Origin of the sequence: Paenibacillus sp. NRS-1782 (genome assembly GCF_050467685.1) — a bacterium.
In the GTDB taxonomy this organism is placed as follows: Bacteria; Bacillota; Bacilli; order Paenibacillales; family Paenibacillaceae; genus Paenibacillus; species Paenibacillus terrae_A.
This window is the reverse complement of the sequence record NZ_JBITPH010000023.1, coordinates 38,572-62,417: the sequence shown is the minus strand read 5'-3', so window position 1 is coordinate 62,417 and position 23,846 is coordinate 38,572. Positions and strand designations below refer to the sequence as shown.

The window sequence follows — 23,846 nt, the reverse complement described above, 5'->3', positions numbered from 1 at the left end:
TACAGGGACCACAGGGGCCACGGGTACCGCTGGCGCCACCGGGCCTACCGGGGCCACGGGTACCGCGGGGGCTACAGGGACCACAGGGGCCACTGGCATCTCAGGCGCGACGGGGCCCACAGGGGCCTCTGGGGGTTTAGCCAGCGCACTAAGCCGTACCAATACGGGACCTAATACCATCCTGTTAGGAGGCGCTATCACCTTTGCTACAGCGGGTGCTTCTACGGGAACGTTTATTACCGTCGTCAACAACACTACTTTTGGCCTGACCCAGGCAGGTCTTTACAAAGTAAGTCTGGTGCTCAGCACAGCGACCCTGACCCTGCTGTCTACCATCACTCCCTCATTCACCGGAACAGCTACTCCCAGCCCGGGAAGCTACTCTTTCCCGGCAGTTCTAGCAGGTGGCGAAATCGTCGCATCTCTGCTGTTTCGGGTTACGGTACCCGGAAATTTACAATTTCTCGTATCCGGGTTGACCTTATCACTGGCAGGAGGGACCAGCTCAATGATCGTCATCGAATATATTTCCGCCTAGCTCTCTTTTTCAAGCCTGGGTGGTCAACAACTGATCCGATAACGAACGACGTATTCCCGCAGCCTCCAAGGTGGCCTGTGCTTCCACAGGCCGCCCCATTTTTGCCAAACAGATGGACATGTAGTACAATGCATAGCTGCTGCCGACTCCTTGCAAAGTCACATATTTCCATGAATTATCACCCATGCGAGTACATTTTTCGAACTCATAATAAGCCTCCAGCAACAATCCCTGATCCAACAGATACAACGCTTTATAAAAATACAAATCTACATAGTCTGGGTACAGTTGCAGCACCTTGTCAATTCCCGGCCATATGCCCTTCAGGCTGCCGTGACGAATTAAGGTATCGTACTTTAGCTTGTAGACAAGCGCGGGTGGCAGCTTTCCCTGTTCCAGAAAACCTGTAATCGCCAAATTGATCAGTTCATAAGCCCGCTCCCATTGCTGCAAACGGCTGTATTCACTCGCCAAATGGTAATCACACCAAGGGTCATATCCAGCCTGTGCCTTTTCCCGCTCCAGCAGCCGAATATTCCGCTTTGACTTTTCCTTCACCTCTACGACCTTCTCTGCATATCCATAATGGTGTACCGTCACGGGAAGCAGTGGAGCTTCTGGGGTGTCCTGTTTTCCCGACGGAGGTTGCAGCCTTTCATGAATATCACTTACAAACCGATACCCGATGTCATTTCGGAACAAACGAATTTGCGGACAACTGTATACGAAACCGTCCATCTCGTTCATCACCTTCAAAGCAGCCGTGTCTGCACGGATCGCCTTTACAAACTCTCGCAGCTGTCCACTCTCATCGTGATCCAGTTCCTCATCCGCATCCAGCCATAAAATCCACTCTCCGGTGGCACGTGCTATTCCCGCATTGCGTGCATTTGCAAAGCTGTCATCCCATTCGCGCGAATCAACGGAACACCCCATGGAACGACAAATGTCCATGGTTCCATCCGTGGACCCCGTATCCGTAATGATGATCTCATCCACAACAGCTCTGGCACTTTGCAAGCAAGCTTCCATCCGTTCCGCCTCATTTTTTACAATCATGCACAGTGAAATGAACGGCCGGCTCATGCCTTCCCCCCTTGCATCAGACTTTGATTTTCTAATCTATTAGAGCGCTGCTCAATTTATGATTATCACGCATACCCTCATACTCGTTCAACCGAAATTCCCACATAATGAGCAAGCCATCCTAATAAAATGGAGATTATACCAAGTTTTTTGGGAGGGACAAAGAGCATGGTAACCATCAGCTTATGTATAATTGTCAAAAATGAAGAAGAAGCGCTTCACACCTGCCTCAAATCAGTCCATGATCTGGTGGATGAAATCATTATCGTCGATACTGGCTCTACCGACCGCACCCAAGAGGTAGCCGCATCGTTCAATGCCCGGATATACGATTTTGAATGGTGCGATGATTTTTCCGCAGCCCGTAACTATGCATTTGATCAGGCAACACAGGACTATCAATTCTGGCTGGATGCCGACGACATCCTGGAAGAGCACGACCGACTGGCATTTCTCGACTGGAAAAAGCAAGCCACCCTCTCGTATGACAGCATTACGATGGATTACGTGCTGTCCGTAGATGAACAGGGGCAGCCGCTGCATAAACTCAAAAGAAACCGGATTGTGCGCCGAGATCGTCATTTCAGATGGATCGGCTTTGTGCACGAATTCCTGCATGTGACTGGAAGCACCTTTCACAGCAATATGGCAGTGACTCATAAAAAGACACGTGCTTACACCGACCGAAATTTGCACATATACCTCAAGCACCGGGAGCAGGGCACCGTATTTTCTGAACGAGATCACTACTATTTTGGCAATGAACTGTATGACAACGGACGGACGGTAGAAGCCATACAGCAGTACGAACACTATTTAAGTCTGAACCAGGGATGGATGGAGGACCGGATTGCTGCTTGCTTTAAGCTTGCGGATTGTTACGGCCGCCAAGGTCAAAAACAGGAGCAACGCATGGCTCTGCTTCGCACACTTAATCTTGATGCACCACGCGCCCAGTTCTGCTGTGCCTTTGGCAATTTGTTGATTGAAGCGGAACAATATGCTCAAGCCATTTACTGGTTCCGTCAGGCTACACTGATCGATCAACCACAAGATGCGATGGCCTTAACCAATTCGTCCTATTACACCTGGCTTCCGCACTTGCAATTATGTCTGTGTTATGACCGGATTGGTGACATTGATAAATCAAAGCTGCATCACCGTATGTCCCAGCTGCACCATCCTACTCATCCCAGCGTTTTATATAACGAGCAGTATTTCTCACAGCTACAACAGGGATGAGGAAGACGGGGACCGGGTACGGCATTCCATGCAGCTGACCATAGCCATGATGCAAATTCGGAGTGAAGGGAGAGATTGAACTTGTCTATGCCCGGTATTCCCGACATCAATCCCCTCATCTCTCTAACGAGAAAAGAAGTCATTCATATGATACTCGCATCTATTGCTATGGAGGAAATGGGTCTGTCCAGCATACTTCATGCAGAAGGTGAAAAAATACAACGGTTCGTAAACGACGAGGACGTTTGCCTGCAAGATATCCTGCAGTTGAATCGAAGTGTAGAACGAGTATTACGAGGGGTGGTGAATAACCAGATTCTACTCCAGCACAAGCTGGAGGACGTATTACTACTTGATGGAGAAAGCAGGTCTAACTGCTACTCTAATCCTGATCACAACGGTCGGTCTTGCCCGAAAAAGGGTGGTGATCACAATCCATGCCGCAAAAAAGACGATTGGGAATGCTACAGAGACTCTGATGAATGCGATGAAGAATAAAGGGTTTAGCAGCCATCCGCCAGATGAGCCTTACGCCCTCCAGCTTTTCCGAGCCGCAGCCCATCTCAACACAGGATTAGCCACATTAGCCAATTCCCAAAGCCGAATGGTCTCCTTTTTGTCGGACAAAACAAACGAAAACATCTCCTCTCCCGTGTGGTTGCAATTGAATCATTCTACCCTCCAGCAATTGGAGATATCGCTCCTGATCCAAATGGAAGTCGGAAATCATTGGAACACCCTTATATCCAGTTTGCATGATGACATCCGAATCCGACGGGAATACAGAAGTGTTCTGTCTGAAATTTCTATTTCCATAGATGCCCTGGAGACGGCTGCATCCCTCTTTTTCGAGCAGATCATTCGCTTGCAATTTCTCCTGTCCGTCGACCCTTCCACCCGTCTGTACAAAGATGAACATCAGGAGTCCCTAAGACTGTACCATCAGATTGAACGCTCCCTTCACCTTTTGGAGCATGGGCAGCACCTGATGCATTGGCTCAAAATGCAGATCAAATCCTCTCCTTCTTTGGAAAGCTCACAGTTTCCTTCGGAGGTTCAACAAGCAAGGAAAGCCAGCAGTCTGGGCTGGCTGCAATTATTAAAGTTCCAGTGGGATTCAGGCCATGCGGCCTCCACGTTACCACCGGGTCAAAAGAATCATTTACCCCAAGCGATTGAGCAATTGAAATCCGTTTACAACATGTACTCAGGCGATCCCACTGGCTTCAACACCAATGTACAGCAACAAATGTCTGGCACTCCAAAAAGACAGCGTACCTTCGGAAAAGTATGGCTGTCCCCTCTGCTTCCGCATTCCAAACATTTCCCGTGAATCACCACGTATGAGAAAAACCAAATTTATATTATAAGGAGGATTCACATGTCTTTTCCTAATATCCCCAATGTAACACCCACAATTAACCTAACACGGGATGACGCGATTAATCTGTTACTATCATCCATTGCCTTTGAGGAATTGGGACTTAGTCACATCATCAATGCCGAGGGTGAAAAAATTCAATATGTGCTCGGCACGATACCTGGGCTGACTGGTGGACCGGCTACCATTGCAGACGTTCTTGCCGTGGACCAAAGTGTCAAAAGCGTACTGGACACCACAGTGAAGAAAGAGCTGCTGCTGCAAGCAAAGCTCGAAAATGTGCTGGCCGCTCCCACATTGGCCGGACCCACCGGATCGACCGGTCCGACTGGGCCTGCGGGCGGTCCAATCGGACCGACAGGGGACACAGGCGCGACAGGAGCCGCAGGTGCTACCGGCGCAACAGGAACAGCAGGGATTGCGGGGGCCGCTGGAGCTACTGGGGCTACCGGAGCTACAGGAGTTGCGGGCTTAGCCGGAGCCACCGGATCAACGGGTTTGATCGGAGCCACAGGACCTGCGGGTTCAGCGGGTGCGGTCGGACCAGTAGGTCCTGCCGGAGGTACGGGAGCCACCGGGGTGACAGGGGCCACAGGGGCCGGAGTAACAGGGGCTACTGGTGTTTCTGGTACTACGGGCGTAACCGGAGCCACAGGTATCAACATCACCTCTACGAATGCTTTTGTAGCGAATACAACGGGCGGACTGATCGCTGTTTTGCTCGGCGGAACGAATGTGACTTTTCCAGGTCCACCTCAGACGCTAAGCGGAGGCATTACCATTAACGGAACGAATGATGTAGTGACCCTGACGAACGCCGGAACCTACTACATCGCTTATGAGTTGAACACAACAGTCGGTCTTCTTCTGAGCAGCCGTTTGCTTATTAATGGCGTGCAAGCTCCAGGCTCCGTCCTTTCGCCTGTGATCTCCCTTTCTTCTTACAACAATGACGTTATCGTTAACGTAGCCGCCGCAACGACCGTCAGCGTACAATTTTTCGGGGCCATAGGTGCCGCTACACTGATCGGAGGAGGCGCGACAGGGGCATCATTGACCATCATTCGACTTAATTAAGATGCGCCATCTTCTGCCAGTACATCATCTCTCGATGAGTTACTTATAACCATGCTTGCTCATCTGTATAAACGCTGCGAAAGGCGCTTCCAACTGGAGCGCCTTTCATTTTACCGATTCATTTTCTTAAAATCTGAAGCCATAAATGCTGAAGCACTATAATTACAGTAATACACACCATGAAACTGTTCTAACGGAAAATGTACTTAGGGTATCCATTTCCCATTTCCTCAAAATACTTTCTTCCGGTCTCGTTCCCCCTTCAAAATTTCCACAGACTCGTGGAAACGGAGTGAGTGGATTATTTCGCGTTCACGCAGAAACTTCAGACTATCCTGCAAATCCACATCATCTGTCAAATCAATCAGCCACTGATATGTAGCTCTCGCCTTTTCCTCCGCCGCAATATCCTCATACAAATCCGCGATTGGATCGCCCTTGGCTTGAAAATAGGTCGCTGAAAAAGGAACTCCGCCTGCGCTCTGGTAATACAGCGCATGATCATGTGCCGCATAATATTCCCCTAGCCCCGCTGCCTTCATTTGTTCTACACTCGCATCCTTGGTCAGCTTGTAAATCATTGTGGCGATCATTTCGAGATGTGCAAATTCTTCTGTACCTATATCATTAAGTACGCCGATCACCTTATCCGGAATCGTATACCGCTGATTCAGATACCGCAAAGCCGCCGCCAGCTCGCCATCCGCTCCGCCATACTGCTCCATGAGCAATTTGGCCATATGAGGATCACATTTGCTGACACGTACGGGATATTGCAGCTTTTTCTCATATACCCACATTCGTGTTCCTCCTTTATAAAAGGTTGTACCTACCTATACCTGCCACGGCCAAGGGGATTGGCTCCATTCCCAAGGATACTTGGAATAGGCACGGCCAAAATTTTGCAGAGGTCCGTACAGGATCTGGTACTCATTGGCAATCCCCGTCCTTTCCTGCGTCAGCTTATTGAACTGTTCGATAGCCTGTAAATCATCCGGGTGCGTATTGAGATACAAATTCAGTTCCACCAATACAAAATCCACCGTTTGCAGCTTCTCCAGCAGCGCATAAAACTGTGCATCACCCGGCTTGGTCTGGGGCGCATAGCCTTGGTATGAGTTTCTGTCGTTCTGATTGTAGTCCTCAGTAGAGTCTTGCTGTTGATACGAGTTGGCATAGGGGCTTTGATACGGATTCTGCTGCTGGTTCTCTACCTGGTTTCGATGCTGAGGCTGGTTTGGGGCCTGACCTTGATTTGGATCATCCATTTTACTCGCCTCCCCCCTGGTTTCTCCTAGACTCATAAGGGCTGTATAACAAGGGCCATAGCGTTCCCTTCCTCAGTGCCTCCTCCGGACTGAATTGAGGCAGACCTGGGGGCTGAAATTGTACAAACAGGTTCGGTGGAAGCACATAGGTTTTGCACAATACGGGCGGGCACGGATCGAACGGACCGACAAACGGGGCAAACTCACCTTGCTGTGGAAATTTCACGGGCCGGGACCTCCTTTAGTTGATCCATCTGCTTTACTATTCATCATATGCTGCATGGCCCAAGTCTCGAACACAAAATTACAGATAAAAAAAGAACCTTCAAAACCACGATAACGTGGAAATAAAGGCTCTTGCTTTTACACTCTATAATAGCTTTCATACCGGAACCGACCCTAACCATAGCTATGGATCAGGACTCATCGGCAGAAAGTTCATCTTCGATCACAGGGTCGGGCTTGCGGTGAATCCTCACTCTCGTAATACGAAGCCTTGTCGCTTCCTCCACCTCAAAGGTCAGGTTATAAAACACAATTTTTTTTCCCTTCACCGGGCTGCCCTCCAGTTCTTTAAACAGCCAGCCCCCGATGGAATCCACTTCGTCGTCTTCAATGTTCACCCCGGTCAGATCGTTAACATCCTCAATGAGCATACGACCATCCACCGAAATGAGATTATCCTTAATCTCCACGCTTGGACGTTCATCCTCAAATTCATCGTAAAGATCCCCGACGATTTCCTCCAATATTTCCTCCGCTGTCAGCAGCCCGGCTGTTCCACCGTACTCATCGACCACGAGAGTCATCTGGGAATGCTTTTTCTGCATAAGACGCAGTACGTGACTCACTTCCATAGATTCTGGCACATTCAAAATAGGACGCACCACCGAGGCCAGATCCAATTGCTCGCCCTGCTCTGCCAACAGAAAATCTGTAATATGAACAAAGCCGATAATCTGGTCCTTATCCTCAACCGCTACCGGGTAGCGAGAATGCTTGGTATCACTGATGATTTTCAGATTTTCCTTAAACGATACATTCGTATACAAGCAGTCCATATCCGTACGCGGAAGCATAATTTCACGGGCCAGCAAATCGGAAAAATCAAAAATATTGTCCATCAGCTTGATTTCGTCCTTATCAATAACACCGCTTTTGGCGCTCTGATTCATCAAGATACGGATCTCTTCCTCCGAATGCGCCGCTTCCGCTTCACTCGCAGGCTGGATGCCGAACGCCCGCAATAACAAATTCGCCGCGGCGTTCAGCACCCAGATGACAGGCAAAAAGGCCCTGTAAAAAAGCAGCAAAGGAGCGGATAAAAACAAGGCCACACCTTCGGTTTTCTGGATCGCCAAAGACTTTGGAGCCAGTTCACCCAATACAATATGCAAAAAGGTAATCACGCAAAATCCGACGACAACGGAAACCGTTGTAATCAGTGTACCGTCAGTAACACCGAGTTTGTGCATGAGTGGCTCGATCAGGTAGCCGGATATTGCTGGTTCACCAATCCAGCCCAAGCCCAATGAAGCCAGCGTAATGCCCAATTGGGTCGCGGACAGGTAAGCATCCAGTTTCTGGTTCACCTTTAGCGCATAGCCTGCCATGCGATGCCCCTCACTTTGGAGCTGCGTCAATCGGGATTGGCGCATTTTGACCAGCGAAAATTCCGCTGCCACAAATACACCGTTCAGAAAGACGAGCAGCAGTACCAAAAGAAGATTCACCGTTAGCAATCCCCAATGAAACTCGGTATGACCTTCCAATACGAACTCCCCATTTCTATAGTTTGCATTTTGCATCATTTGACTTGCAACGCTCCATGGTATAATTGAAAGTCGCTAATTGGATGTATGCCAAATGCTCATAGTTGTAATGCTTTTCTGGATTTAAAATCGACTCCCTTGTAATACATATCCGCTACGAGCAGATTCGGTCCGCAGCAGGCAGCGGCATCACAATGACAGTTCACGGTCTGATTCAACGGATGTTCATTCAACCATTCACCGAAAATATCTTCCAGACCGCGCTCCTGAATATTTCCAAAAGCCGGAATGTCTGCGAAATCCGTCACATACACGCTGCCCGTGAACATATTCACATTTACGCGGTTTCTTCCGTCTGGATCATTACGCACCGTAATATTCGGTTCCTGGCGCAATCGGCGAAGCAGCTTGCGGTCTTCCTCTCGATCTGAACAAGCAAAGAACGGCAGCGTGCCAAATAGCATCCACATATCCTGATTGCGCACATCCAGCAGCTTATGAATGGAGTTGCGCATATCGTCGAGAGAAAGGACAGGCAAGGCAGAGGCAAAATTCGATGCATACATCGGATGAACCTCATGCCGTCGGCATCCCATTTCGTTAATTAACTGATGAATACCGTTCAGCTTCGTGTGTGTGCGGTAATTAATCATGGATTCGGCAGAAATGAACATCCCCATTTCGCTCAACCTGCGGGCGTTTTCCACCATTTTCTCATAAAGGCGAACAGCCCCCACGCGTGGGGTCGGACGTCCGGTATTTGCAAAGCCCACTTCGTAAAAATCGTCGGCATTCAAATAATTAAACGATATATGCATGACATCCAGATAAGGAAGCATCTTCTCATATCTGCGGATATCCAATGTCAGGTTGGAGTTGATTTGCGAGCGAATGCCACGCTTTTTGGCATATTTCAGCAGCGGAACGATTACTTCGTCCACCGTTTTATCGAGCAAAGCGGGTTCTCCGCCTGTCATACTGATCGTCTCCAGATGCTCGACTTCATCCAGTCGTTTCAGCATCAGATCTAATGGAAGAAAGGGAGCCTCCTTCATAACAAGCATGTCGCCCACAGCGCAGTGCTCACAGCGCATATTGCACAGATGCGTCACGGTCATTTCCACACTTGTCAGCAAATGACGGCCATGTGTGCGCAGCGAGACAATCGGGTCCCACGGATCATACGCTGGTGATATTTGTGGAAGGGTGTTGTTTTGTAGAACTGTCATTATTTTTCACCTTATTTCTGTTATTAACCTCAAAAGACGTATGAATATCATATCATGATGTGTAAAGTAGCTGCATCTTTTCTGCCACTTCATGTGCTAATCCACGTGCATTGCTCCAAAAGGGGAAGCTGTAGCACCCCGTGTGTTGGTAATCATCACCGAAAGAGATACGGACAGATCCACATCGTAAGGCGCTTTCAGTTCCTGTCCGTCCCGATCCCTCACAATGCGAATAACGGGCCTTTGTGGGATTTTGGAGTGTATACGCACCACAACCCCTTCTTCCCCCGTATTGAGCATCACGGAGAGCCCCAGCGGGTATATAGCTACACAATCGCGGAATGCCTCCAGCATCCGTTGCTCATACAACGTGCCCGCACCGGCATACAGCACCTCCATTGCTTCATAGGGCAACAATGGCTGCTTGTATATTCGACTTGCTGTCATCGCATCGTATGAGTCTGCCAGCCCGATCCATTTGGCATATTCGTGGATTTGGTCCTTCCTCCAGCCGTTCGGATATCCGCTGCCGTCGATACGTTCATGATGCTGTAATGCACAGTGAGCCGACAGCAGGGGAATTCCCGGTTCGTCTTTAAGCAGCTTATAGCCGATCACCGTGTGCGTTTTCATGTGCTCGTATTCCTCGTCCGTCAATTTGCCCGGCTTATAGAGCACTTGAGGTGAAATTTTCATTTTACCAATATCGTGCAATAGTGAACCTATGCCCAGTTCCATAAGCTGGTTGTTATTGTATCCGTTGGATATTCCTAGTACAAGTGAATATAGACATACGTTCAATGAATGATGATACAGATCCTGATCTGCCGCCCCGATATCCATCAGCATAATGACGGCATCCTGACGGCCTCCGATATCGTCCAGAATGGACTCCATCACCTTATAAAATGACTTGCCAAAGTATTGGTGCTTATGATCTACGGAGTAGGATGACTGACCCTGAAACTGCTTCTTGATCTCCTGTAGCGCCATCTTCCTCGTCTGATCATGGATCATTTCGGGAATTACGATATCTTCTGTCACCGCATCCTCAATGTATACATATCCAATTCCGACTTGGCCTAGACGTTCAATCAATCGCGAAGTCAGCTCAACACCCTCCGAGAGCAGCACCATTCCATTTTCATTGTATATTTTTTTGCCCAGCTTCATGCCGGCTCTTAATAATGTAACAGGTACCAGTCGCAACTTAATCCTCTCCCGATTGTTGTGATACCTGAAGCCACCTAGCTGCAAAACACTCTTCCATCGCGCCCGGACGCTTCAACTCCATTTCAATCAAATCCCGCAAAAATTCTGGAAGCATAAATCGGAGTTCCGCTCCGTTCGCAAGCACTTCATAACCTGCTCTGAAAGTGAACATATCCAACGTGCCTACCGTATATTGCTCATCTTCTTCCAATGAACGACCCGCTACACGTATATCCGTCACTTTATCATAAGGAGCGCGAGTCATGTCATATTGAATCTCCAGACCTTCCACACACATCGTACCAAGCACTTTACCTCTAAAGCCAAATCCCGTTATTTTCTTGTCCGCAAATTCCGGTAGCAAGGACTGCTCCAGCGCCAGCCGGATGTCTCTTCCCCACAGCTTCATGATACAGGCATTAATTGGCGAAGGGCATAAGGAATGTAGCATTCCTTTGCTGATATCACCTTGAGGTAAAGGACCCAGCAGTTGGCCCGCATTCACAAGAGAAATCGCGGTTCCCGTAAAATGTGACACCGATTGTGCCAGTAAATTTCCGAGAGGAGACTCCCGATCATATGCAATCTCCAGCTTCCGATTCGCCACTGCCACCGTACTCTCCATGGCACGCTCTGCCTGTCTTCGATGCGATACAATGGAGGATGCCACCTTTTCGTCCAGCAGTGTGTGGTCTACAGGAACTACGCGGCCTGACGTAACCCGAAACGGTTCATGGCTACTGTTGCGGCTTAGTGCCACTTCACCCAGCAGCGTTCCATACTTGCCAGCCCCACATAGAGCTGTGCTCCCGATCCACAGCGGCTCCTCCAGCACATGATGGGTATGACCTCCAAGAATCACATCAATCTCTGAAAACCGCGATGCCAGTTTCTTATCCGAAGGTAAACCCAAATGCGACATCACAACCAGAACATCGACCTGCTTTCTCAGGGACTGAATTTGTTCTCCCAATACCTCAAACGGATCGAGTGCATCCCATCCCAGCAATTGATAGAACTCGCCAAAAGGAGCCGTCACGCCGAGCAAACCGACCTTGATCCCTGCTTTGTCCAAAATCAGAGATTCCTTCAGCCACGAAGGTCTTGCCCCCGTGGCACTCTCCATCATATTGCCGCATACGACCGGACAGTGAATTCCAGCATAGGCTTGTTCAAGAATATCCGGGGTAAACGTCAGTCCTTCGTTGTTACCGATCGTAATCGCATCATATCCTGTTAGATTGATCACATCCACATTTGCCCTACCCAGCGTTCCTTCCGTTTCGGGGGCCATCCGGTCCATGTGGTCTCCCATATCCAGCGCAAGCAGCGCATCTCCTGATGTGGCTCTTCGTTCATTAATCATCGCGGCTATCGAAGGCATACTGCCAAAATGACTATGTATATCATTGGTATGCAAAATGGTTAACGTTTGCTGGGTCGTCATCTCCATAACCGCCCTCCTCTATAGTTTATATATCGACTCTGTTGCTTCTAATGTTTAAGCATACCATGTTATTTCCCATTATGGTACATGTCGGTGGGGGCGCTACAACTGACAATTTAGCTACTGTGTTGACTCAAGAAACAGTCACGGGGAGAAGCAAAGTCACAATGCCCTCGTATGCCTCTGAGAAGAGACGGGTTCCTGGGACCTATTTTACAGCTAGGAATAATAGTGAATTAGTCGTTGTCATCCCATATTATTCTTGATATATTAGGTTTGCTTCGTATTTTCGACAAATTTACGACAATAAGGAGGTTAAGCGCATGAGAGTTCACGTTACCGATGCCAAGCCAGGAGATCTTCTCAGATCCGATACATACAATGAACACGGTGTACCCGTCATGATTCGGGGTACCCAGCTTCAGCACGACGATATCTCCAAGCTCATCATGCATGGTGTCGATTATATCGACATTGATGCCGGTTCAGCGAGCATTCCGGTTGACTTTGCCCCCGATGTTCCCGCTTCTCCCGAATCCCTTAAACGTGCCGTTCCCCTCATGGAGCAGACTATTCATGGCTTTGAAAGCATGTTTCTCAAAGCTGCCTCAACCGGCAAATTGGATGAATCTCGAGTCGATGAGTTGCTCAGCCCCCTCGTTTCAGAGCTGACTCATCAAAAAGATGTCGTATCTCTGCTGCTGCTCATGGAACGGGGAGATCACTATACGTACAATCATTCTCTCCAAGTGGGTGTACTGTCATATTACATTGCCACATGGCTTGGATATACAGAAGAAGAAGCCTATACCGCTGGTAAAGCCGGATATTTACACGATATAGGCAAGTCCATGATACCGGATGAGATTTTGAATAAACCTGGTAAGCTGACGCCTGAAGAATTTAAGGAAATGAAAAAACATTCCCTCTACGGCTATGATATCATTCGCAACTCAACAAGTGATGAGATTTCGGCAATCGTCGCCCTGCAGCATCACGAAAGAGAAGATGGAAGCGGATACCCGAATGGACTGTTCAAGAAGGATATTCATCCTTTCGCCAGTATTACGGCAATTGCAGACGTATATAGCGCTATGATCTCCAACCGTGTGTACCAGACGAAGCAGGAGCTGCTCACCGTACTGCGCGAGCTGCACAGCATGAGCTTCGGACATCTGGACCCGGAAGCCACCCAAGTCTTCATCCAGCATATGCTTCCGAACTTTATAAACAAGCAGGTCCTTCTGACTTCGGGTCAGACAGGAACGATTATTTTGAACAATCCTGCCGATTATTTCAGACCTTTAGTGAAAATTAATGAAAATGAGTATATAGACTTGTCCAGAGAGCGACATGTATCCGTTGACGAAATTTATCTGGAATCCTGATCTGCGAACTCGTTCTGCTCATACACAGACTACGCGAATAAAAAAGAGACTGTCCTTGATCCGCAGGTTTCCCTACGAAGGACAGTCTCTTTTTTATGTTACGGACCAAACGCCTGATAGACACCATCGCATCATGGTTCAGCCCCAACATAACCCTCGTAAAGCGAGAATTATCCTATGGAACCTTCCATTTCAAACTTGATCAAACGGTTCATCTCGACCGCGTACTCCATCGGCAGTTCTTTGGTGAACGGCTCGATAAAGCCCATAACGATCATTTGTGTCGCTTCTGCTTCGGTCAGGCCACGACTCATCAGATAGAACAACTGATCCTCCGATACCTTGGAAACCGTTGCTTCGTGCTCCAGCGTAATATCGTCGTTCATGATTTCATTATAAGGAATTGTATCCGAGGTGGACTGATTATCCAAAATTAACGTATCACACTTGATATTCGATTTTGCCCCTTGGGCCTGACGACCGAATGAAGCCAGTCCGCGATACGTTACTTTACCGCCATGCTTACTGATGGACTTGGATACAATCGTCGATGTCGTATCTGGTGCCAAGTGGATCATTTTTGCCCCTGCATCCTGATGCTGGCCTTTGCCTGCAACTGCAATGGACAAGACCATACCTTTAGCTCCACGGCCTTTCAGTACAACCGCCGGATATTTCATCGTCAGCTTGGAACCGATGTTACCATCGACCCATTCCATCGTTGCATTTTCTTCTGCAACCGCACGTTTGGTCACCAGGTTGTAGATGTTTGGCGCCCAGTTTTGGATCGTTGTGTAACGAACACGCGCGTTTTTCTTACAAATGATTTCCACCACGGCGCTATGCAGCGAGTTCGTGCTATAAATCGGAGCTGTACAGCCTTCAACATAATGCACGAAGCTGTCTTCGTCGGCAATAATGAGCGTACGCTCGAATTGTCCCATATTTTCCGAGTTAATACGGAAGTAAGCCTGCAATGGAACTTCACATTTTACACCCTTCGGTACATAGATAAAGCTTCCGCCTGACCATACCGCACTGTTCAGTGCTGCAAACTTGTTGTCCGTTGGAGGCACAACTGTCGCAAAATACTCTCTCAGAATTTCAGGATGCTCACGCAGCGCCGTATCGGTGTCCATGAAAATAACGCCCTGATCTTCCAGTTCCTTTTGCATACTATGGTAAACAACCTCGGATTCATACTGTGCGGATACACCAGCCAAAAACTTTTGCTCCGCTTCAGGAATTCCCAGCTTATCAAAGGTTTCCTTAATTTCCGTAGGAACCTCTTCCCACGTTTTCCCTTGTTTCTCGGAAGGTCTTACATAATACTGGATATCGTTGAAATCCAGCTCATTCATGTCCCCGCCCCAGTTTGGCATAGGCATTTTTTCAAACTGCTTTAATGCTTTCAGACGGAATTCCAGCATCCATTCTGGCTCATCCTTAATTTTGGAGATTTCCTTTACGATTTCCGGAGTGAGACCCTTACCTGTTTGGAAAATGGATTTGTGCTCGTCACGAAAGCCATATTTATACTCTTCCATTTCCGGTGCTTTCTTGGCCATGTTTCTCAAACCTCCTCTATTCTAGTAAATTTATTATTCTTCATCTATTCCTTTGCGCAGCGCGTTCCAGGCCAAAGTCGCACATTTGATACGGGCCGGGAACTTATTGACACCTGACAAAGCTTCCAGCTCTTCATAATCGTCGAATTCGGCGGCTTCACCCTTCATCAGAGAAGAGAAGCGATTCGCCATATCCAGCGCCTGATCAATTGTTTTTCCCTTAACCGCCTCTGTCATCATCGAAGCCGAGGACATACTGATTGAACAGCCTTCCCCTGTAAAACGGGCATCCTCGACGACGCCGTCCTTCGTCTTGAGCTGAAGAGAAATTCGGTCGCCACATGTAGGATTGTTCAAATCCACCGTGACCGCGTCATCCTCAAAACGTCCGCGATTCCGCGGATTTTTATAATGATCCATAATTACACGTCGGTACAAGTCATCAAGTTGCATCGCCAAAATACTCCTTCGTTTGGATTAAGGCGCTGATCAAAACATCGACTTCCTCTTCCGTGTTATAGAGATAAAAGCTGGCTCGTGCCGTTGCACTGGCTTTCAACCAACGCATCAATGGCTGGCAGCAATGGTGGCCTGCACGTACAGCTACCCCTTTACTATCCAGCACGGTCGCTACATCATGCGGATGTACATCATCCAGATTGAATGTTACGAGTCCCACATGACGTTCAGCAGGACCGTAAATCGTCAAGCCATCCACTTCACGGAGACGTTTGAGAGCATAGTTGGCCAGACGGCTTTCATGCTGTGCAATCGCGTCCAGTCCGATGCTTTCGAGAAAATCAATGGCAGCTCCCAAACCGACAGCTCCGGCAATGATCGGGGTTCCGCCTTCGAATTTCCAAGGCAGCTCCTTCCATGTGGATTCATACAATCCCACATCGTCGATCATTTCCCCGCCGAACTCAATCGGCTCCATGTTTTCCAGCAGCGCCTTTTTGCCGTACAATGCTCCGATCCCTGTAGGACCACACATTTTGTGACCCGAAAAGGCATAGAAATCAGCATCTATGTCTTGTACATCTACTTTCATATGTGGCGTGCTTTGCGCACCATCTACGACGATGATCGCACCTTTGCGATGGGCAATAGCGGCAATCTCTTTGACCGGGTTCACAACACCGAGCACATTGGAGACATGCGTGATCGCTACAATTTTAGTGTTTTCAGTGATGGTATTCTCCACGTCAGCAAGATCAACGCTACCGTCCTCTTGAAGCGGGATATATTTTAAAGTTGCGCCTGTGGCTTTGGCTACCTGTTGCCACGGAATCAGATTGCTGTGATGCTCCATCGGTGTGATGACAATCTCATCACCTTCCTGACAGTTGGCTCTGCCATAGGAAGAAGCAACTAGATTCAGCGCCGTTGTCGTCCCTCTTGTGAAAATAATTTCCTGACTGCGCTTCGCATTCAGAAAGCGGGCTACCTTCTCCCGCGCACCTTCATAAGCATCCGTAGCACGACTACCCAAGGTATGCACTCCACGATGAACGTTCGAATTATCATATTCGTAGTAATGCTTGATCGCCTCGATGACCGCCAGCGGTTTTTGCGAAGTGGCCGCATTATCCAAATAAACCAGCGGATGACCGTTAATCTCCTGATGTAAAATCGGGAATTGTTCACGGATCAATGCAGTATTCATTGGCCTAACTTCCTTTCAACAAGGCTTTGCAGCTGCTGTTGAAGTCCTTCGAGCGGAATTTCAGAAACGACAGGTGCCAGGAAGCCATAAATAATCAAGCGTTCAGCTTCTGCACGGCTAATCCCGCGGGACATCAAGTAATACACTTGTTCACGATTCACCTGACCGACCGAAGCTGCGTGACCTGCGGTCACATCATCCTCATCAATCAGCAGGATTGGGTTAGCGTCACCACGCGCTTTCGGACTAAGCATGAGAACACGTTCTGTTTGCTGGCCGTCTGCTTTGGTAGCACCTTTTTCAATTTTCGTAATACCGTTAATAATGGAAGATGCATTTTCACGCATAACTGCGCGTGTAATCATCTGACTGGCTGAATTTTTGCCAAAATGCTGTGCTTGTGTCGTATAGTTCAGCTTTTGCGAGCCAGAGCCTACAGCAATAATCTTGGCATCCGAGTTGGAGCCATTGCCTTTCAGCACGGACATCGTGTTGCTCGCTGTATTGCCATAGTTCATTTCTCCGACAATCCATTCAATAGCTGCGTCATTACCCAACGTAGCACGGCGGATCGAAATATCCGTAACTTGCTCTCCAAGCTGATGCACCGATGCATAACGCACCTTGGCTCCTGCATTCGCTACCACCTCTACTGCGCCATTATGAATGACAGGTGCTGCCAAATCCGCAGATACATAGTTGTCTACGTACGTTACGGAGCTATGGCTTTCAGCAATGAGCAGTACGTGAGGGGCAAAGGTTGCTGTCGCATCATCTGTCAGGAAAACAGCCTGAAGCGGAACATTTAACTCCACATTCTTCGGCACGTAAGCAAATACTCCACCGTTCCAAAGTGCTGCATGCAGCGCGGACAATGAATTTTCATCCGTCTTAATAACCGTATTCAGATGAGCTTTAACTAGATCACCATGCTCCTTAACCGCCGTTTGCAGATCCGTGAAAATAACGCCTTGCGCTGCCAATTCCTCGCTCAGCTTCACATATACCGCGCCGGAGTTGCGCTGGATAATCAGGCCACCCTCCTGCTGCTCTTTGACCAGATCGGCAATCGCTGCGGGAACCTGCCCCACCGATGCAATCGCCTCGCTGTTTTTATGTTGACCGTAATCGTTGAGATTCCAACGTTCGATTTTGGTTTTTTCAAATACCGGAAGCTCCAGTTTGCCTGCAAGCTCAAGTGCTTTTTGTCTGTCTGCGGTCAGCCATGACGGCTCGCCGTTACGTTCGGACAGAACGCGCAGTTGCTCGGAATCTACCGGAAGGATTGTTTGTGTACTCATTAGTTTTCCTCCTCGCTTCCGGCTTACGCCTCTTGTCCTACAGTTTCATCAACGATACCCAGCTCTTCCTTGATCCAGTCGTAACCGTCCGCTTCCAGACGCTCAGCCAGCTCAGGTCCACCGGATTTAACGATGCGTCCTTGCATCATGACATGTACGAAATCTGGCTTAACGTAATTCAACAGACGCTGGTAGTGAGTAATGATGAGAAAACCGCGCTCTTCGGAACGCATAGCATTGACACCGCTAGCTACGATTCTCAAAGCGTCAATATCCAGACCGGAGTCGATTTCGTCCAGAATGACGATTTTCGGATCAATCATCATCATTTGCAAAATTTCATTCCGTTTTTTCTCTCCACCGGAGAAACCCTCATTCAGGTAACGGTGAGCAAACTCAGGATTCATTTCGAGCTCCTTCATTTTGCTTTCCATTTGGCGGATAAATTTAATCAGGGAAATTTCCTGTCCTTCTTCACGGCGTGCGTTAATTGCACTACGCAAAAAGTCGGAGTTGGTTACCCCTGCAATTTCACTCGGATACTGCATAGCCAGGAACAATCCCGCACGTGCACGCTCATCCACTTCCATGTCCAGAACGTCTTCTCCGTCCAAAGTGACTTGGCCATCTGTGACTTCATATTTGGGATGCCCCATCAAAGCAGAAGCCAAAGTACTTTTACCCGTTCCGTTAGGACCCATGATGGCATGGATTTCTCCGCCCTTCATTTCGAGGTTAATGCCTTTCAGAATTTCCTTGCCTTCAATGGTCGCTTTGAGACCTTCAATCTTAAAGTTTGTAGCCATATTCGGAATACCCTCCAAAATTTGTAGTGTGGTGTCGAAATCAGAAAGTATATCTAAACAGGGGAGCCCCCTGATTTCAAGCAAACGGAATATTTAAAAATTTATTTATAATCATTCTAAACTGATTCTCAATGATTCTCAAGCTATTTTATAATAAATATCTTTAAGGGTGCAACCAACAGACACACGTTAAGCAACTTTCTTCATAAAATATTCATACTAACTCAGCTCACAAATGGCAAAATAGCATGCGGACCTGCCTAAATGATGCAGTGTTCAAAAGCCAGCGTGATGAACCATGAAGAAGAAAGATGAAACCTTACCGTGATTGTCTGCTTCCTCATTATATTATAGCGTAGAATTTTACAAAATCATGATCTATAAAAAAGCATTAAATGCTGTAAATTGTCTTTTTCATCCATAAAAACGCTACCGACAATATGACGTCAGTAGCGTTTTTACATGTAGCGCTTATTTCAGAACAAAGCCTCCAGCATTATTTTTCCGGTTAACCCAGATAAGAGCGAAGCATCCACATATGCTTCTCCAGATCCGCTTTATAACCAATCAGCAAATCTGCGGTAGGCTGGTCAGATGCGCTTTCAGCCAGCTCGATTCCTTCCTGAAATTCCTCGCAGACAGTGGCAAAGTCCTCAATCAGCGTTTGCACCATTTTCGGCGCATCCTCATTGCCACTTGCCTCATGAATGGAGGACAGCTCCAGATATTCTTTTAACGTTGCGGAAGGAGAGCCTTTCAGTGCCAACAGGCGTTCGGCGATCTCGTCCATTTTTAGCGTAATTTCATTATATAGCTCTTCAAATTTAACATGGAGTGTGAAAAAGTTGGAGCCTTTCACATACCAGTGATAGTTATGAATCTTTACATATAACACATTCAGGTTAGCGACCTGGCGGTTTAACAGCTCTTCCACCGATTTCGTTTGCGTATTTTTCGAGTTGCTTGTTGTTTTAGCCATACTAAATCCCTTCCTTTTTCATCAAATTGATCATTCAGGAACGTTTAAGCATTCATCCACCGTACTTCTGACGGGAAGACGCCAGCGGGCACGGTATTTCGCCTGCCGGACGTCTGTTTATGATTTACCCTTCTCATAGGAGAACGAAACAAAATCTAACGTTCCTCCCCCCCTATTCTGCCTCCCCACAAAAAAAATGTACAAAACTCAAACGATTTTCGTTATACTTGGCTCTATCCAAGCGAAATGGTTGGTTTAATATTGTAGTATTTCTCATCATAGATGTATGCACAATTTATGGAGGTGACTTCGTTGTCCCAATATCATGCTTTAACGACAGAAGAAGCAATAGAATTTGTGAAGAACATCCCCGGATTTTTTAGTCAGGATGCTCGTCTGGAATGCCGCGAAATCGGTGATGGCAACCTGAATCTGGTTTTTCATATTACGGATTCTGAATCTGACAAGAGTATCATTGCCAAACAGGCGCTTCCCTATGTGAAAATCGTAGGTGAATCCTGGCCGCTGTCACTGGATCGTGCCCGTATTGAGCGCGAGGCGCTTCAGAAGGAGCACCACATTTGCCCTGAGCTGGTTCCTGCGGTGCTCGGCTATGACGATGAGCTCGCCTTGACTGTGATGGAGGATCTAAGCTCGTACACAATCATGCGCAAAGGATTAATCGAAGGAAACACATATCCGCATTTTGCTGACCATATTGGAGAGTTTCTGGCACGTACGCTCTTTTTCACCTCGGATCTGGGCATGAATCAGCAGGACAAAAAAGAACTGGTCAAGCGCTTTATCAACCCGGATCTTTGTAAAATCACCGAGGATCTTATTTTGGACGAGCCTTATCGGTTTTCAGACAATAACAACTACGGTTCCTATATCGAAGACGAGGCAGAGGCGCTTCGTACAGATCAGGCCATTCATCTGGAAGTAGCTTTGCTGCGAGAGAAGTTTCTGACACGGACAGAAGCGCTGCTGCACGGCGATCTTCATACAGGCAGTATTTTTGTAACAGCGGAGTCCACTAAAGTCATTGATCCCGAGTTTGCCTACTACGGACCGATGGGCTTTGATATCGGAGCGGTGATTGCCAATCTGCTGTTGAACTATGTAGCACAACCTGGATGGACTTCTGGCGAGACAGCTGTACAGGAACGCCGTGACTGGCTTTTAGAGACTGCCATTCAGGTATGGGAGCAGTTTGAGAGCGGGTTCCGCAAACTGTGGGACCAGCATGTTACTGACCACATGGCCCGCACGCCGGGATATCAGGACTTGTACCTCCAGAAAGTACTGCAAGATACGATTGGCTTTGCAGGCTGCAAGGTCATCCGCCGGATCATCAGCTTGTCGCATGTGGCCGATATAGATACAATTGCCGATCCTGCGATCAAGGAAGCAGCGGAAAGACTGGCGTTATCTATAGGAAAAGCCTTGGTTCTCCGCAATCGTGAGGTGCATTCGATCCGTGAAATGGGAGACATTATTCAGACAGCAACGGCTGCCCAAACTAAAGGAGCTTCATGGACATGAGTGAAAATAAAGAATCTACGACTAAAGCTTCCAATGAACCAATCATGCCTGGTCAGGCTCTCTCGTCGCTGGTGTGGAAAGGTGACCACTTGTCCATGCTGGACCAGCGCCTGCTGCCCGAATCCATCGTGATGCTGGATTTGTTCACAGCCGAGGAAGTGTGGGATGGCATCCATACCATGAAGGTACGCGGTGCGCCAGCCATCGGAATGGCTGCGGCCTACGGCGTCGTGCTGGGTGCTTCCGCTTATGGCGGAACCGATGCTGCTGGATGGCTGGAGCATGTACACAGCGTTTGCGGGCATTTGGCTACATCACGACCGACCGCGGTGAACCTGTTCTGGGCGCTGGACCGCATGAAGAAGCGGGCCAAAGAACTTACCGCCGAAGCGACCGAAGGACGGGTCGAGGATTGGAATGCCGGATTGGAGCGTGAAGCTATATCCATTCAGGCAGAGGATGAGGAGGTATGCCGCCTGATCGGCGTCCATGCTTTACCTCTATTCGAAGACGGTATGGGCGTGCTCACTCACTGCAATGCAGGCGGACTGGCGACAGCGAAATACGGGACGGCACTCGCCCCTATGTACCTTGCACACGAAAATGGCATACGTCTGAAAGTGTTTGCCGACGAAACACGTCCCGTGCTCCAAGGCGCTCGCCTGACCGCGTTTGAGCTTCAGCAGGCTGGCATTGATGTAACCCTGCTGTGTGACAACATGGCGGGTATGGTCATGGCCAAAGGCTGGGTCCAGGCCGTCATCGTCGGCACGGACAGAGTGGCGGCTAATGGCGATGTCGCCAACAAAATCGGCACCTACAGCTTAGCTGTGCTGGCCAAGGCACATGGTATTCCTTTTTATGTAGCTTCACCGCTATCTACAATTGATTTGCACACAGCAACAGGCGCAGACATTCCCATCGAGGAGCGTCCTGCGGAGGAAGTCACCGAAAGCTTCGGCAAAAGGACAGCCCCACAAGGCATCAAGGTCTATAATCCGGCTTTTGACATTACGCCTCATGAATACATTACCGCCATCATTACCGAAAAAGGGATCGTCCAAGCTCCCTTTAGCGACAGCCTGCCCGCTTTATTTGCGAATTAATTCGTCTGCCAGACCATGCAGCTCGTATGAAAGCGAAATCGTTTTACTCGATAAAATGTAACTTTTCTATCTGAAAAAACCGGAGCGAAGCAGCCCCGGTTTTTTCGCGTTTTTTTACCTTCGTGCAGCAAAAGCTCCACTTAGACCAGCTTCAAAAGTGCCTCATACCCCGGCATACCCGGCTTAATCCCAAGCTGCTCCGCTTCCGTCGTCACCGACTCCATGGGCGCTTCCAACAATTCACGCAGCGTTTTTACACCCACAGCTCGTGCGGCAAGAATTTTCCGATCTCCCAGCCGTTCATTCAGCAATCCGACATCCAGTGCGCCGCACATGATGTAACCACGGGAGTTGGAGATAGTCAACAGCGTTGTTTTAGGCAGTTTGACCTCGACTCCGATAAATGTATGCTCACCCACTTGTACGGGTTCCATGTGTATCATTGTTCTCACTACACCTCCTCTTTGTTCATTCGGGATATTTTATGCAGTATTTGCGGGTGAGTGTGGACACCTGTGGATGCATATTGAATAAGAGCATTCGAAATTTGACGATGGCGCAATATAAAGGATATTATATATTGATTAAATCCTGAATTGAGGTGATCACGAGCATGAAGTATTCTAAAGCGACAAACTATGCCCTTCACACCATGCTTTTTCTGGTAGCATCAACCCCTAATCATAAGCCTGTTGGTGTACAACAGTTGGCGGATCGACAAGGGGTATCGCCTACTTACTTGTCCAAAATACTGACCAAGCTGGTCAAGGCGGGAATGATTGAATCTACTTCGGGTGCCAATGGCGGTTATAGATTGAAGCGGAACTGGGAGGATATTTCGTTCCTGGATGTTATTCATGCCATTGAAGGCACAACTTCTTTGTTCGACTGTTGTATGAACCATGAAGCAGAATGCTTAATTCAAAAAGTAATGGTTACAGCGGAGACCAAAATGGATGAGCATCTTAGATATCAAAAGTTATCCGAACTTGCCAAAGAAATAAAAATGGTTCTCTGAGCCATATTTATTTTGAGATAATTATAGATATAACAAACCTTTTATATATTTTATGTGAACGGTATGAAGAAACGGCTTGGAGCGTACGCAGAGTACAGAAACGAATAGCGAAACATGAATCTAATTATAAATTCAGAGGAGTATTCAAATATAAAAATTTTCATCTTGCATTGGAAAAAGCACCTTCGGCTTCCTATTTCTACTCTGAAAATGGGGA

At 48.0% G+C, this 23,846-nt stretch carries 22 protein-coding genes and 1 pseudogene; 8 read left to right on the top strand and 15 right to left on the bottom strand.

Annotated elements, in window-relative coordinates; genetic code table 11:
* A pseudogene (locus ACIFQM_RS10445) lies at positions 1-538 on the top strand (hypothetical protein); the annotation flags it as partial.
* Positions 539-547: 9 nt separating this feature from the next.
* Here ACIFQM_RS10445 and ACIFQM_RS10440 read toward each other — a convergent pair.
* Entirely contained in the window at positions 548-1,624 is a 1,077-nt protein-coding gene (locus tag ACIFQM_RS10440) for a glycosyltransferase family 2 protein (protein ID WP_430065421.1), read from the bottom strand.
* A gap of 168 nt (positions 1,625-1,792) precedes the next feature.
* Between ACIFQM_RS10440 and ACIFQM_RS10435 the strand changes: the two genes are divergently transcribed.
* The 3 genes from ACIFQM_RS10435 (at position 1,793) to ACIFQM_RS10425 (ending at position 5,324) form a co-directional block, all read left to right on the top strand.
* Complete coding sequence (locus ACIFQM_RS10435) at positions 1,793-2,866, top strand: glycosyltransferase (protein ID WP_430043164.1); 1,074 nt, start codon at positions 1,793-1,795, stop codon at positions 2,864-2,866.
* 352 nt (positions 2,867-3,218) lie between these two features.
* Positions 3,219-4,199 carry a hypothetical protein gene (locus ACIFQM_RS10430; protein WP_430043166.1) on the top strand — a complete coding sequence of 327 codons (981 nt, stop codon included), beginning with the start codon at positions 3,219-3,221 and terminating at the stop codon, positions 4,197-4,199.
* Positions 4,200-4,247: 48 nt separating this feature from the next.
* The gene (locus tag ACIFQM_RS10425) at positions 4,248-5,324 is read left to right on the top strand and encodes a BclA C-terminal domain-containing protein (protein WP_430043168.1); all 1,077 of its coding nucleotides are present in this window, start codon (positions 4,248-4,250) and stop codon (positions 5,322-5,324) included.
* Positions 5,325-5,554: 230 nt separating this feature from the next.
* On the opposite strand, the gene ACIFQM_RS10420 is transcribed toward ACIFQM_RS10425, so the two are convergent.
* From ACIFQM_RS10420 to ACIFQM_RS10390, 7 genes are all read right to left on the bottom strand, one after another.
* The gene (locus tag ACIFQM_RS10420) at positions 5,555-6,124 is read right to left on the bottom strand and encodes a manganese catalase family protein (protein ID WP_137062409.1); all 570 of its coding nucleotides are present in this window, start codon (positions 6,122-6,124) and stop codon (positions 5,555-5,557) included.
* Positions 6,125-6,157: 33 nt separating this feature from the next.
* Entirely contained in the window at positions 6,158-6,592 is a 435-nt protein-coding gene (locus ACIFQM_RS10415) for a spore coat protein CotJB (protein ID WP_430043170.1), read from the bottom strand.
* A 1-nt stretch (position 6,593) separates the two neighbouring features.
* The gene (locus ACIFQM_RS10410) at positions 6,594-6,818 is read right to left on the bottom strand and encodes a spore coat associated protein CotJA (protein WP_430043172.1); all 225 of its coding nucleotides are present in this window, start codon (positions 6,816-6,818) and stop codon (positions 6,594-6,596) included.
* Positions 6,819-7,008: 190 nt separating this feature from the next.
* Positions 7,009-8,364 carry a hemolysin family protein gene (locus tag ACIFQM_RS10405; RefSeq protein WP_430043221.1) on the bottom strand — a complete coding sequence of 452 codons (1,356 nt, stop codon included), beginning with the start codon at positions 8,362-8,364 and terminating at the stop codon, positions 7,009-7,011.
* 98 nt (positions 8,365-8,462) lie between these two features.
* A complete protein-coding gene (gene yfkAB, locus ACIFQM_RS10400; protein ID WP_430043174.1) occupies positions 8,463-9,593 on the bottom strand; it encodes a radical SAM/CxCxxxxC motif protein YfkAB in 1,131 nt (376 codons plus the stop codon).
* 96 nt (positions 9,594-9,689) lie between these two features.
* Positions 9,690-10,850, bottom strand: a complete 1,161-nt coding sequence (locus ACIFQM_RS10395) for an HD-GYP domain-containing protein (RefSeq protein WP_430043176.1) — start codon at positions 10,848-10,850, stop codon at positions 9,690-9,692.
* Positions 10,804-12,258, bottom strand: a complete 1,455-nt coding sequence (locus ACIFQM_RS10390) for a bifunctional metallophosphatase/5'-nucleotidase (protein ID WP_430043179.1) — start codon at positions 12,256-12,258, stop codon at positions 10,804-10,806. The genes ACIFQM_RS10395 and ACIFQM_RS10390 overlap by 47 nt, the downstream gene beginning before the upstream one ends.
* 317 nt (positions 12,259-12,575) lie before the next feature.
* Between ACIFQM_RS10390 and ACIFQM_RS10385 the strand changes: the two genes are divergently transcribed.
* Positions 12,576-13,640 (top strand): HD-GYP domain-containing protein, encoded by a 1,065-nt coding sequence (locus tag ACIFQM_RS10385; RefSeq protein WP_430043181.1) that lies wholly within the window; start codon positions 12,576-12,578, stop codon positions 13,638-13,640.
* Between the two features lie 170 nt (positions 13,641-13,810).
* On the opposite strand, the gene sufB is transcribed toward ACIFQM_RS10385, so the two are convergent.
* The 6 genes from sufB to ACIFQM_RS10355 all read right to left on the bottom strand — a co-directional run bounded on the left by sufB (position 13,811) and on the right by ACIFQM_RS10355 (position 19,960).
* Positions 13,811-15,208 carry a Fe-S cluster assembly protein SufB gene (gene sufB, locus ACIFQM_RS10380; RefSeq protein ID WP_430043182.1) on the bottom strand — a complete coding sequence of 466 codons (1,398 nt, stop codon included), beginning with the start codon at positions 15,206-15,208 and terminating at the stop codon, positions 13,811-13,813.
* Positions 15,209-15,241: 33 nt separating this feature from the next.
* A complete protein-coding gene (sufU, locus tag ACIFQM_RS10375) occupies positions 15,242-15,661 on the bottom strand; it encodes a Fe-S cluster assembly sulfur transfer protein SufU (RefSeq protein WP_342417271.1) in 420 nt (139 codons plus the stop codon).
* Entirely contained in the window at positions 15,651-16,874 is a 1,224-nt protein-coding gene (locus ACIFQM_RS10370; protein ID WP_137062400.1) for a cysteine desulfurase, read from the bottom strand. The genes sufU and ACIFQM_RS10370 overlap by 11 nt, the downstream gene beginning before the upstream one ends.
* Positions 16,871-18,175 carry a Fe-S cluster assembly protein SufD gene (gene sufD, locus ACIFQM_RS10365; RefSeq protein WP_137062399.1) on the bottom strand — a complete coding sequence of 435 codons (1,305 nt, stop codon included), beginning with the start codon at positions 18,173-18,175 and terminating at the stop codon, positions 16,871-16,873. Before sufD ends, ACIFQM_RS10370 begins: the two co-directional genes overlap by 4 nt.
* Before the next feature lie 23 nt (positions 18,176-18,198).
* Entirely contained in the window at positions 18,199-18,981 is a 783-nt protein-coding gene (gene sufC / locus ACIFQM_RS10360) for a Fe-S cluster assembly ATPase SufC (RefSeq protein ID WP_014280665.1), read from the bottom strand.
* Between the two features lie 508 nt (positions 18,982-19,489).
* Positions 19,490-19,960, bottom strand: coding sequence for a Dps family protein (locus ACIFQM_RS10355; RefSeq protein WP_283655328.1), 471 nt, complete (start codon positions 19,958-19,960; stop codon positions 19,490-19,492).
* 312 nt (positions 19,961-20,272) lie between these two features.
* On the opposite strand from ACIFQM_RS10355, the gene mtnK reads away from it, so the two are divergent.
* Both mtnK and mtnA read left to right on the top strand, forming a co-directional pair.
* Complete coding sequence (mtnK, locus tag ACIFQM_RS10350) at positions 20,273-21,505, top strand: S-methyl-5-thioribose kinase (RefSeq protein WP_430065419.1); 1,233 nt, start codon at positions 20,273-20,275, stop codon at positions 21,503-21,505.
* Entirely contained in the window at positions 21,502-22,611 is a 1,110-nt protein-coding gene (gene mtnA, locus ACIFQM_RS10345) for an S-methyl-5-thioribose-1-phosphate isomerase (protein WP_430065417.1), read from the top strand. Before mtnK ends, mtnA begins: the two co-directional genes overlap by 4 nt.
* Before the next feature lie 140 nt (positions 22,612-22,751).
* Here the strand turns inward: mtnA and ACIFQM_RS10340 are convergent, their stop codons facing one another.
* On the bottom strand, positions 22,752-23,054 hold the full coding sequence (locus ACIFQM_RS10340; RefSeq protein ID WP_134914362.1) for a YunC family protein: 303 nt from the start codon (positions 23,052-23,054) through the stop codon (positions 22,752-22,754).
* A 170-nt stretch (positions 23,055-23,224) separates the two neighbouring features.
* On the opposite strand from ACIFQM_RS10340, the gene ACIFQM_RS10335 reads away from it, so the two are divergent.
* Positions 23,225-23,629 carry an Rrf2 family transcriptional regulator gene (locus ACIFQM_RS10335; RefSeq protein ID WP_430043191.1) on the top strand — a complete coding sequence of 135 codons (405 nt, stop codon included), beginning with the start codon at positions 23,225-23,227 and terminating at the stop codon, positions 23,627-23,629.
* The last annotated feature ends 217 nt before the right edge of the window (positions 23,630-23,846 follow it).

Excerpts from the sequence above, each read along its gene's own strand:
- ACIFQM_RS10420 (WP_137062409.1), bottom strand. The coding sequence starts at position 6,124 with ATGTGGGTATATGAGAAAAAGCTGCAATATCCCGTACGTGTCAGCAAA.
- ACIFQM_RS10415 (WP_430043170.1), bottom strand. The coding sequence starts at position 6,592 with ATGGATGATCCAAATCAAGGTCAGGCCCCAAACCAGCCTCAGCATCGA.
- ACIFQM_RS10340 (WP_134914362.1), bottom strand. The coding sequence starts at position 23,054 with ATGATACACATGGAACCCGTACAAGTGGGTGAGCATACATTTATCGGA.
- ACIFQM_RS10435 (WP_430043164.1), top strand. The coding sequence starts at position 1,793 with ATGGTAACCATCAGCTTATGTATAATTGTCAAAAATGAAGAAGAAGCG.
- ACIFQM_RS10385 (WP_430043181.1), top strand. The coding sequence starts at position 12,576 with ATGAGAGTTCACGTTACCGATGCCAAGCCAGGAGATCTTCTCAGATCC.
- ACIFQM_RS10335 (WP_430043191.1), top strand. The coding sequence starts at position 23,225 with ATGAAGTATTCTAAAGCGACAAACTATGCCCTTCACACCATGCTTTTT.
- ACIFQM_RS10355 (WP_283655328.1), bottom strand. The coding sequence starts at position 19,960 with ATGGCTAAAACAACAAGCAACTCGAAAAATACGCAAACGAAATCGGTG.
- yfkAB (WP_430043174.1), bottom strand. The coding sequence starts at position 9,593 with ATGACAGTTCTACAAAACAACACCCTTCCACAAATATCACCAGCGTAT.
- sufU (WP_342417271.1), bottom strand. The coding sequence starts at position 15,661 with ATGCAACTTGATGACTTGTACCGACGTGTAATTATGGATCATTATAAA.
- sufB (WP_430043182.1), bottom strand. The coding sequence starts at position 15,208 with ATGGCCAAGAAAGCACCGGAAATGGAAGAGTATAAATATGGCTTTCGT.
- ACIFQM_RS10440 (WP_430065421.1), bottom strand. The coding sequence starts at position 1,624 with ATGAGCCGGCCGTTCATTTCACTGTGCATGATTGTAAAAAATGAGGCG.
- ACIFQM_RS10370 (WP_137062400.1), bottom strand. The coding sequence starts at position 16,874 with ATGAATACTGCATTGATCCGTGAACAATTCCCGATTTTACATCAGGAG.
- ACIFQM_RS10425 (WP_430043168.1), top strand. The coding sequence starts at position 4,248 with ATGTCTTTTCCTAATATCCCCAATGTAACACCCACAATTAACCTAACA.
- ACIFQM_RS10390 (WP_430043179.1), bottom strand. The coding sequence starts at position 12,258 with ATGGAGATGACGACCCAGCAAACGTTAACCATTTTGCATACCAATGAT.
- sufC (WP_014280665.1), bottom strand. The coding sequence starts at position 18,981 with ATGGCTACAAACTTTAAGATTGAAGGTCTCAAAGCGACCATTGAAGGC.
- sufD (WP_137062399.1), bottom strand. The coding sequence starts at position 18,175 with ATGAGTACACAAACAATCCTTCCGGTAGATTCCGAGCAACTGCGCGTT.
- mtnA (WP_430065417.1), top strand. The coding sequence starts at position 21,502 with ATGAGTGAAAATAAAGAATCTACGACTAAAGCTTCCAATGAACCAATC.